The organism is Capnocytophaga sp. oral taxon 380 str. F0488 (assembly GCF_000318255.2).
In the GTDB taxonomy this organism is placed as follows: Bacteria; Bacteroidota; Bacteroidia; order Flavobacteriales; family Flavobacteriaceae; genus Capnocytophaga; species Capnocytophaga ochracea.
This window is the reverse complement of the sequence record NZ_KB291180.1, coordinates 1-9,247: the sequence shown is the minus strand read 5'-3', so window position 1 is coordinate 9,247 and position 9,247 is coordinate 1. Positions and strand designations below refer to the sequence as shown.

General features: G+C 41.2%; 10 protein-coding genes and 1 tRNA gene. 9 read left to right on the top strand and 2 right to left on the bottom strand.

All coding sequences use genetic code 11. The features are described 5' to 3' along the window. Positions 1–230: 230 nt before the first annotated feature. From HMPREF9078_RS01965 to HMPREF9078_RS01930, 8 genes are all read left to right on the top strand, one after another. The gene (locus HMPREF9078_RS01965) at positions 231–1,352 is read left to right on the top strand and encodes an Mrp/NBP35 family ATP-binding protein (RefSeq protein WP_009419042.1); all 1,122 of its coding nucleotides are present in this window, start codon (positions 231–233) and stop codon (positions 1,350–1,352) included. Between the two features lie 19 nt (positions 1,353–1,371). Further along, complete coding sequence (locus HMPREF9078_RS01960) at positions 1,372–1,560, top strand: hypothetical protein (protein ID WP_009419041.1); 189 nt, start codon at positions 1,372–1,374, stop codon at positions 1,558–1,560. Beyond that, entirely contained in the window at positions 1,536–1,871 is a 336-nt protein-coding gene (locus HMPREF9078_RS01955) for a type II toxin-antitoxin system RelE/ParE family toxin (protein ID WP_002674770.1), read from the top strand. Before HMPREF9078_RS01960 ends, HMPREF9078_RS01955 begins: the two co-directional genes overlap by 25 nt. Positions 1,872–1,907: 36 nt before the next feature. Continuing rightward, positions 1,908–2,147 (top strand): NifU family protein, encoded by a 240-nt coding sequence (locus HMPREF9078_RS01950; RefSeq protein ID WP_009419040.1) that lies wholly within the window; start codon positions 1,908–1,910, stop codon positions 2,145–2,147. Between the two features lie 12 nt (positions 2,148–2,159). Continuing rightward, positions 2,160–2,660, top strand: a complete 501-nt coding sequence (locus HMPREF9078_RS01945) for a hypothetical protein (RefSeq protein WP_009417051.1) — start codon at positions 2,160–2,162, stop codon at positions 2,658–2,660. 12 nt (positions 2,661–2,672) lie between these two features. Next, the gene (locus HMPREF9078_RS01940; RefSeq protein ID WP_009419039.1) at positions 2,673–3,389 is read left to right on the top strand and encodes a pyridoxine 5'-phosphate synthase; all 717 of its coding nucleotides are present in this window, start codon (positions 2,673–2,675) and stop codon (positions 3,387–3,389) included. A gap of 75 nt (positions 3,390–3,464) precedes the next feature. Next, positions 3,465–4,490: a class 1 fructose-bisphosphatase gene (fbp, locus tag HMPREF9078_RS01935; protein WP_009419038.1), complete on the top strand. Its 1,026-nt coding sequence runs from the start codon at positions 3,465–3,467 to the stop codon at positions 4,488–4,490. A 97-nt stretch (positions 4,491–4,587) separates the two neighbouring features. Then, positions 4,588–4,660, top strand: a tRNA-Phe gene (locus HMPREF9078_RS01930). Positions 4,661–4,771: 111 nt separating this feature from the next. Here HMPREF9078_RS01930 and HMPREF9078_RS01925 read toward each other — a convergent pair. Continuing rightward, entirely contained in the window at positions 4,772–5,446 is a 675-nt protein-coding gene (locus HMPREF9078_RS01925) for a porin family protein (protein ID WP_009419037.1), read from the bottom strand. A 131-nt stretch (positions 5,447–5,577) separates the two neighbouring features. On the opposite strand from HMPREF9078_RS01925, the gene HMPREF9078_RS01920 reads away from it, so the two are divergent. Continuing rightward, on the top strand, positions 5,578–6,879 hold the full coding sequence (locus HMPREF9078_RS01920) for a hydroxymethylglutaryl-CoA reductase, degradative (protein ID WP_009419036.1): 1,302 nt from the start codon (positions 5,578–5,580) through the stop codon (positions 6,877–6,879). A 149-nt stretch (positions 6,880–7,028) separates the two neighbouring features. Here the strand turns inward: HMPREF9078_RS01920 and HMPREF9078_RS01915 are convergent, their stop codons facing one another. Then, a complete protein-coding gene (locus tag HMPREF9078_RS01915; protein ID WP_009419035.1) occupies positions 7,029–9,098 on the bottom strand; it encodes a GDSL-type esterase/lipase family protein in 2,070 nt (689 codons plus the stop codon). Between the last annotated feature and the right edge of the window lie 149 nt (positions 9,099–9,247).

Below are 9,247 nucleotides of genomic sequence, written 5' to 3'. Positions count from 1 at the left end.
CTGTGCGACTCGCACCTTTGGCAAAGTTGAAACCTTATAACCATTTCTGTTGATTTTATTCTGATTTTTGTTTAATTTCTATAACGCAAGCTATACTTCCTCTTATCTTTAATTTCGCTTCTTCGCCCTACAAACAATTCTTTAAATTTGCTTTTCTCATTTTAAAGTTCTACCTTTGCAAAACTTTTAACCATTAACCTTTCATTAACTCTTAACTCATAACTAAAAAGATGATTATTCAAAAAAAAGACGTATTAGAAGCGCTCCGCAAGATTACCACTCCTGGTGAAGGAAAAAATATGGTAGATAGTGGTGCTGTACAAAATATAGTAGTTTTTGGCGATGAAGTGGTAGTAGATGTAGTGATTAACAACCCCAGTCTGCAAGCCAAAAAACGCACCGAAGTAGAGGTGATGAAAGCCATTCACGGCGAAGTAAACGAGAAAGCCAAAGTAGTGGTAAATGTAAAAGTAATCGCCCCCGAAGTCACTGAAATCAAAGGGAAACCTATTCCAGGTATTCAGAATATCATAGCCGTTGCCTCAGGCAAAGGAGGTGTAGGAAAGAGTACTGTTACAGCCAACTTAGCAGCAGCACTTGCCAAAATGGGCTTCAAAGTAGGAGTACTCGATGCCGATGTATATGGTCCCTCTATCCCTATGATGTTCGATGTAGCCACCGAACGTCCGCGTTCAGTAACCATTGAAGATAAATCGTTTATTCAGCCCATCGAAAACTACGGGGTAAAAATACTCTCAATTGGGTTCTTTACCAATGCCAATCAAGCAGTGATATGGAGAGGCCCTATGGCAGCCAAAGCTCTTAACCAGCTCATTTTCGAGGCTTATTGGGGCGAATTAGATTTTCTCCTCATCGACCTTCCCCCAGGTACAGGCGACATTCACCTAAGCATTATGCAAGCCTTACCTATCACAGGGGCAGTAGTAGTGAGCACTCCACAGCCCGTCGCCCTTGCCGATGCTCGTCGTGCGGTAGCAATGTTTGGACAAGAAAATATCAATGTGCCTGTGTTGGGTATAGTAGAAAATATGGCTTACTTTACCCCTGAGGAATTGCCAAACAACAAGTATTATATCTTTGGTAAAGAAGGAGCTAAACACTTGGCAGGAGAACTAAAAGTGCCTTTCTTAGGCGAAATACCCTTAGTACAAGCCGTTCGTGAGGCAGGCGATATAGGGCAACCCATAGCGTTGCAAGAAGACAGTCCGCAAGCAAAAGCCTTCCACTCCTTAGCACAAGAAGTGGTGAAGAATGTAGTCGCTCGCAACGAAAACCTCCCACCCTCTGAGGCTATCAAGATTACCAATATGGCAGGGTGCAGTAGTAAGTAACAATTAATAAGCAATAATTATGGATACACCTATTGTAGAACCTAAAGAAAGAGATGTTTTACCTCTTTCTAACATATCAAAAGAAGCTCTAAAAGCTATAAAAGAAGGCTTAGAAGATGAAAAGAAGGGTGTTTTTATACCCCACGATGATGTTATGAAAGAAGCCAAAAGAGTTATAGACCAATGGGAGCAAAAGATGATGAATTGAGAATTGTATGGATGCCCAAAGCACAAATACAATACTTAGATGCTCTATTGTTTTGGATGAAAAAGACCTTCTCAAGGTCTTATAGTGATAAAATAGAAACGGAAGTAGAAAAGATTGCTAATCTACTTAAACAAACTCCAAGAATAGGACAGAAAGTATATGATATTGAAAATACAACAGAAGAATTAAGAAGGGTGATAGTGCTTCATAATTTCTCCATCTATTACAAAATCATAGAAGATAAGAAAGAAATTCGCTTTATTGTTTTTTGGGACAATAGGAATGATCCTGATGAATTAGATTTAAATTAATTACTAACTTCTTATAACTAATAAACAACAATATCAATGAACCCAGAAGAACTTAAACAAGAAGTAATAAAAGCTTTAGATAAGATACGTCCCTATTTGCAAAACGATGGGGGAGATATTTCTTTAGTGGATATCGAAGATGGCAAAATCGTAAAAGTGCGATTAGAAGGTACTTGCACTAACTGTTCAGTAAACCAAGTCACACTTAAAAGCGGAGTGGAAATGACCATCAAAGAGTTTGTACCTCAAATAGAAAAGGTAATCAGTGTGGAATAACTAATCAGTATAATGGCAACGAATAAAGAATCGAGAAAAGAATATTGGAAACGCAAGTGGCTCAGTAAATACCGCTTGGTAGTAATGGACGATAGTACTTATGAGGAGAAAACTTCCTTCCGTTTGAGTCGTCTTAATATCTTTGTGTTTGGTTCCTTGTTTGCCTTTGTGCTCATTACGCTCACCACCGTGCTGATTATCTATTCACCTTTGCGTCAGTATATCTTAGGGTATACTGCTGTAGAAAACAAACGCGAGACTTTAAACTTGCTCTTTAGGGTAGATTCCTTAGAAGGTAAAATACAAAGTAATGATGAGTATCTCGCTTCACTGAAAAAGGTACTTGTAGGTAATATCAAACCTCAACAAGACAAAGATACTACCAGCTTTAACATCTCCGACCCTAAATACAACCCTAAGGCTTACAGGACAACTCCTACAAAAAAAGATTCTATTCTTCGTAAAGAAGTAGAAGAGGAAGAGACTCAACCTCAACCTCAAGACAGTTTATAATACAAAAAAACAATGACAAAACTAAGTGTAAACATTAATAAGATTGCCACCTTGCGCAATGCACGTGGAGGCAATATCCCCGATTTGTTACAAGTAGCCAAAGATGTACAACAGTTTGGTGCCGAAGGTATCACTATTCACCCTCGCCCCGATGAACGTCATATCCGCTACCAAGATGCCTTCGATTTGCTAAAAGTAGTAACCACCGAGTACAATATTGAGGGCAACCCTATCCCTAAGTTTATAGATTTAGTGTTACAAGTAAAACCTACCCAAGTAACTCTTGTTCCTGATGCCGAAGATGCTATTACCTCTAATGCAGGTTGGGATACTGTTAAACACAAAAGTTTCTTAACCGAAGTAGTTACCGAATTTAAGCGCAACGGCATTCGCACCTCTCTTTTTGTAGACCCAGTGGAAGCAATGGTAACGGCTGCCGCTACCACAGGAGCTGACCGTGTGGAGCTTTATACTGAGAAGTATGCTCGTGAGTATGCTCGCGGTGATAAAACCCAGATAGCCCCTTATATAAAAGCAGCCTTAGAAGCACAAAAAGTAGGATTAGGACTCAATGCAGGACACGATTTGAGTCTCGACAATGTGAAGTACTTCAAAGATAATATTCCTAATTTATCGGAAGTATCCATAGGGCACGCACTTATTTGTGAAGCACTCTATTTAGGTTTAGAAAATGTAATACAACTCTACCTAAATAAATTGGCAGATTAGTAAATTTGTCAATTAGCAAATTAGGAAAAAGTGCCCCTTAGATTAGCCAATAATTATACATTAAATATCAACAAAATGAAAACACATCTTACCTTAGGGGAGTTCATCATTCAAAATCAGAAGGACTTCCAACATTCAACAGGTGAGCTCTCACGTTTGCTGAGTGCTATCAAATTAGCCTCTAAGTTAGTAAACCGTGAAGTAAATAAAGCGGGGCTTGTTGAGGATATTTTAGGCGATATGGGCAAGGAGAATATCCAAGGTGAAGTACAGAAGAAATTAGACGTCTTTGCTAATGATCTCTTTATCCGTGCGCTTACACAGCGCGATGTAGTATGTGGCATAGCTTCCGAAGAAAACGAATTCTTTATACCGATTACGGCTTCTGAAAACAGTCCTAATAGCAAATATGTGGTGCTCATCGACCCGCTTGACGGTTCGAGCAACGCCGACGTAAATGTAACGGTGGGCACAATCTTCTCTATCTACAAACGTATAACTCCCATAGGTACACCTGTGCAATTGGAAGATTTCTTGCAAGAAGGCAAGAAGCAAGTGGCGGCAGGGGATGTGGTCTATGGGCTTTCTACTATGTTAGTCTACACTACAGGACACGGAGTAAACGGTTTTACACTCGACCCTTCTATCGGTACTTATTACCTTTCTCACCCTGATATGAGGTATCCCAAAGATGGTAATATTTATTCGATTAATGAGGGAAATTATGTGCATTTTCCACAAGGAGTAAAAGATTATATCAAATATTGCCAAGCATTAGAGGACGACCGTCCTTATACCTCTCGATATATAGGTTCTTTGGTCTCCGATTTTCACCGCAATATGCTCAAAGGTGGGATTTATATTTACCCGCAAGGTACACGTACGCCAAGAGGTAAATTACGCCTGCTTTATGAGTGCAATCCTATGGCTTTTCTTACTGAGCAAGCAGGAGGTAAAGCTTCAGATGGTTATGGACGTATAATGGACATCAAGCCTACAAAGCTACATCAGCGGGTGCCTTTCTTCTGTGGTTCGGAAAATATGGTGAAAAAAGTAGAGTCGTTTATGGCAAAATATCCAAAAGACAAACCTGAATATTAGTAAATTATAAAATAAAGAATAAAAAACTTGCAAAATATTTGCTCAATATTTTGCAAGTTTCGAAAATAGTATTACTTTTGCACCCGTAATGAAAGAAGGTACCTTAGCTCAGTTGGTAGAGCAAAGGACTGAAAATCCTTGTGTCCCTGGTTCGATTCCTGGAGGTACCACGAGATCTTCTTCATAGAGGAAATTTTTCATATTTTTAAGGATTAGGAATTGCAAAAGCCTCAGCGTAATGCTGAGGCTTTTGTTTTTTATTTTATACTATACTTTCCTATTTAAAATATTCTGTATCCTACTGAAAGGCTAAACACTTGGTTTGAGGTACTCTCAGAACGGTTAGGGAGCACATCGCTGAAACCTATACCGTACTGAATACCTGCTGTAAATCGTTTGATTTCTACGCCTGTGGCTAAGTTTAATCCAGCATCAAAAGGGCGTAAATCATCAGAAGAACGATTACCTATGCTGAGGGAATGGCGATTGGTTACTTTATAGTCCTTTAACTTATCTTTCTTGTAGTAAGCCCATTCTTCACGACTATTGCCCCACAAAGCAGCTGCTACATAAGGACCTGCTTTCCAAACGAGTTTTACATTCCTGAGTTTAAGTTTATAGCCTACATAAAAAGGCATCTCTAAATAACCATAAGTGTAATGCAACTCACTGATTTGTTTTTCTTTACCTTCTTTATATTTATACTCGTAGGCTTGCCCTTTGGTGTTGAGCATTAAACCTGTTTCAAGAGCAAATCCGGTAGGGAAGTTCAAACTGAACAACGCCCCCGTATGAAAACCTGGGGTAAAAGTTCTATCACTATTAGAAGAATCGGCGTAATAAAGTCCTGCTATATTGCCTCCTATTTTCACTTCTAAACCTGGCTTTACCTGTGCCTGTAACATCGCTATACTGCTGAATAACATTACAGCTAAAAATAGTTTTGTTCTTTTCATTCTATATTGATTTTTGTTATTTAAAGTACAAAGATACAAAATATTTTGTAAATGAACAAACTTGCGAATATATTAATTATTATTACCTTTGCCTCCCAAACTAAAAGCTGAACACTAATACTTAACAACTGATGAAACAGATAGACGGTTTTTCTAAACTTACCAAAGCCCAAAAGATTGCCTGGCTTTGCGATACTTATTTCCCTAATATAGAGAATGCTGCATCTTTTTTTGAAAAGTACCACAACGCTGATACTGACCTTCAAAAACTGCACGACGAGTTTATTGAAAATACAGTCTCTAACTACTATCTGCCCTTTGCGGTAGCGCCTAACTTCCTCATCAACGGGCGCACTTATACCGTACCTATGGCTATTGAAGAGAGTTCGGTGGTGGCAGCTGCTAGCAGGGCGGCTAAATTCTGGCAAAGCCGTGGTGGTTTTCATACCGAAGTGCTTTCTACCGAAAAAACAGGACACGTACATTTCTTCTTCTACGGTGAAAAAACTAATTTAGAAAACTTCTTCAACCACATACAACCCTTGATGCTCGCTAAAGCGCAACCCATTACTGCCAATATGGAAAAACGCGGGGGCGGTATTACTTCTCTTACCTTAGTGGACAAAACCGATGCTTTGGCGCACTATTATCAGCTTTCGGCTACTTTTGAAACCTTAGACGCGATGGGTGCGAACTTCATCAATTCGTGCTTAGAATCCTTTGCACAGACGTTTAGAGAAGAAGCGGAACGGGACGCCTCTATCGGTGATAAGTATGAAATCGTAATGTCGATACTCTCGAACTATGTGCCTAACTGTTTGGTGCGCGCAAAAGTACAATGTCCTATTGAGGAGTTGGAGATTGCCCACTTAAAAGGTGCTGAAGCTGCAAAGAAATTTGTGCAAGCTCTCGCTATTGCCAATGCTGATGTGTACCGTGCTACCACTCACAACAAAGGTATAATGAACGGTATTGACTCGGTTATTTTGGCTACGGGTAATGATTTTCGTGCCATAGAAGCTGGTGCGCACGCTTATGCTGCTCGTAGCGGGCAGTACAAGAGCTTATCGGCTGCGTGGATAGAGGGCGATACTTTCTTCTTTGCCCTTGAACTGCCTTTGGCTTTGGGCACCGTGGGCGGACTTACTACATTGCACCCTTTGGTGAAAACGGCTCTTGAAATCCTTGAAAAGCCTAACGCCCGCGAGCTAATGCAAATAGTGGCTTGTGTGGGGTTAGCACAGAACTTTTCGGCTGTAAGCTCGCTGATTAGTCTGGGAATCCAGAAGGGGCATATGAAAATGCACTTGAACAACATTTTTAATCAATTAGGGGCTACCGAAGAGGAAAAACGTGTACTTTCTTCTTATTTTAAAGATAAAACCGTAACATATAACGATGTAGCCGAAGCTCTCAAGAAAACTCGGTCGTAGGTGTGAGGTGCGAGGTGTGAGCCACACAGGCAGGTGTGAAGTGCGAGCCGCACGGGCAGTTGGAAAATGAGGAAATTAGGGAATAGAGGGGGAAACGCGACGCAAAAGCGATTGCTTTATACTAATCACTAATCGTTAACCTCTAACCATTATTCTTCACTTGTAAAGGTACTGGCGGGGAGGTTGGCTTGATTTACTAAATTGGCGTCGGTAACAGGGGTAAAACCATAGCGCACGGTTTTAGGGGTAGCGACTTGGTTGCTGGTTACTTTCACTTCTTCACCTACTATCTCAGCGGTAGCAGGATAGAAAATACCATTGCCGTCAGAAAGTTCAAAACCGCGTAAGGTCTTGCCATCGGCGGAGTGCAAGCCTTGTGCATACTGAAAAGAAACTGTGGCTACTTTCCCACTAAAAGTCGCTGAACGGAACAAAGGTCCTGAAGGGATTATATTTGTCTTGCCATAAGTATCATTCAAAGCCCATTGCGCTAAGCGTTCGCCTATGGGTTGTTTGTTCTTTGGGTGTACATCGGTGGGGTGACCGTGGTCGTAAGATACTGCCATTCCGCTGTGTGGTATGTCTTTCATCAATCGACGTTGACTGTCTCTAAACCAACCCCACGACGGACGGTTGATACTGGATAGTTGTACGTAGTAAAAAGGCATTTGTGGATTGCCAAACTCAGTGCGCCAACTATTCACCAATAGAGGGAATAACTTGCTATGAGCGTCCTTGTTATGCGCATTCGATTCGCCTTGATACCATATTACCCCTTTGATAGCATAATGATTTAAAGGGAGTATTCCCGCTTCGAATAAATAAGTAGGCTCATAGGGATGACGTTGGAGCTTATCCGTAGACTTTTTGATGTTCTCGGAAGCACGAGAGCGCACCCAATCCATTATAAAATCGTTTTCACGCCAATTATAAAGAATACTTGGGAAGTTGTATTCCAAAGTACGGCGATCTATCCACGCTTCGGTAGGTGAGCCCCCCACAGCATTGCAAATGAGCCCCACAGGCATATCCAAATCTTTTTGGAGAGTACGCCCGAAGTAATAAGCTACCGCAGAAAAATGGCTTACTGTTTTAGGAGAGCACACTTGCCACTGAGTAGGGCGGTAATATTGTAAATGATTCAGCGAATCTAATACTGAGTGATTCCATTCTACGGGGTCGGTACGCCACCTTTCTTTCATATCAAACAGGCGGATATTAGGATTATCGGCTTGCGGAATATCCTTTTCGCCCGTAGAAGTTTGATTCATATAAAACTCCATATTCGATTGCCCTGAGCAGAGCCATACTTCGCCGGCTACTACATTGGTAAAGGTGCGTTTTTCTTTTCCTGCTGTAATTTGGAGCGTATAGGTTTCTTTGGCAGTAAGTGGCGATAAGGTTACTTGCCATTTGCCATTGCTATCGGCGGTAGTGGTGAGTTGTTGTTTACCTATCTTCACAGTGATTTTAGTACCTGTATTGGCGATACCGCCCAGGGTGAGAGGTATACCGTGTTGCAACACCATATTATCGGAATAGATAGCGGGGAGGTGCAAGCCTCCGTAATCGCCTGTAATGGCACTGTAAACTACCTGTGCCAAGATAGTCGCCCCTTGAACATTAGGGTGTACCGCATCGGGGAGCATTTGAGGAAAGTGATATAAAGGCTCGTGAAAGTCGATAAGCTGAACGCCTGCTTGCTTAGCGATGCGCTCTATGGCTTGTTGTATTTCGGCGTGCCAATCGCGGGTGCCAGATTCGAATCGCTTATGGCGATGTGTGAGTGGGGTCATACGAGCGATGAGGATACGCGCTTTGGGGTTTGCCTTTTTAAACGATGCAATGAGAGATAGATAATCTTTTACGAAATCATCGTGGTAGTTAGGCCAGTTGCGGGGATCGGTATCGTTAATACCTAAATGAATGACCACAATATCTGCTGCAAAGGCGAGTGCTTTTTTGTATTCTTCTTGCTGAATGTAAGGCTTATGCCCTTTGCTGAGCAAAGTAGCTCCTGAATGACCGAAGTTTTCCACCTCATAGCTTTTTCCTAACTGACGTTGGAGCACCGAAGGATAGCTGTTTTTTTCGCGGTTTTCAATGCCATAGCCATAGGTAATACTATTGCCTACACACGCCACTTTAATAGGCTTTTTTTGTGCACAAGCAAAGGCGGTAAGGAGTAAGAGTGTGATAAAGAAAAGTTGCTTTTTCATTGGTTAGTATACTTAGAAAGTAAGAATGTTTTATATTAAGTTACAAAGGTAAGAAAAAAAGTGTTAGGTTGTATACAAATAACATTAGGAAATGAGGTGCGAGCCGCACGGGCAGCCGTAGCACGGCAGGCGAGAAAAAATTAGCAAAT

Coding starts and splice junctions, on each gene's coding strand:
- HMPREF9078_RS01960 (WP_009419041.1), top strand. CDS start 1,372: ATGGATACACCTATTGTAGAACCTAAAGAAAGAGATGTTTTACCTCTT.
- HMPREF9078_RS01965 (WP_009419042.1), top strand. CDS start 231: ATGATTATTCAAAAAAAAGACGTATTAGAAGCGCTCCGCAAGATTACC.
- HMPREF9078_RS01950 (WP_009419040.1), top strand. CDS start 1,908: ATGAACCCAGAAGAACTTAAACAAGAAGTAATAAAAGCTTTAGATAAG.
- HMPREF9078_RS01915 (WP_009419035.1), bottom strand. CDS start 9,098: ATGAAAAAGCAACTTTTCTTTATCACACTCTTACTCCTTACCGCCTTT.
- HMPREF9078_RS01940 (WP_009419039.1), top strand. CDS start 2,673: ATGACAAAACTAAGTGTAAACATTAATAAGATTGCCACCTTGCGCAAT.
- HMPREF9078_RS01945 (WP_009417051.1), top strand. CDS start 2,160: ATGGCAACGAATAAAGAATCGAGAAAAGAATATTGGAAACGCAAGTGG.
- fbp (WP_009419038.1), top strand. CDS start 3,465: ATGAAAACACATCTTACCTTAGGGGAGTTCATCATTCAAAATCAGAAG.
- HMPREF9078_RS01925 (WP_009419037.1), bottom strand. CDS start 5,446: ATGAAAAGAACAAAACTATTTTTAGCTGTAATGTTATTCAGCAGTATA.
- HMPREF9078_RS01920 (WP_009419036.1), top strand. CDS start 5,578: ATGAAACAGATAGACGGTTTTTCTAAACTTACCAAAGCCCAAAAGATT.
- HMPREF9078_RS01955 (WP_002674770.1), top strand. CDS start 1,536: ATGGGAGCAAAAGATGATGAATTGAGAATTGTATGGATGCCCAAAGCA.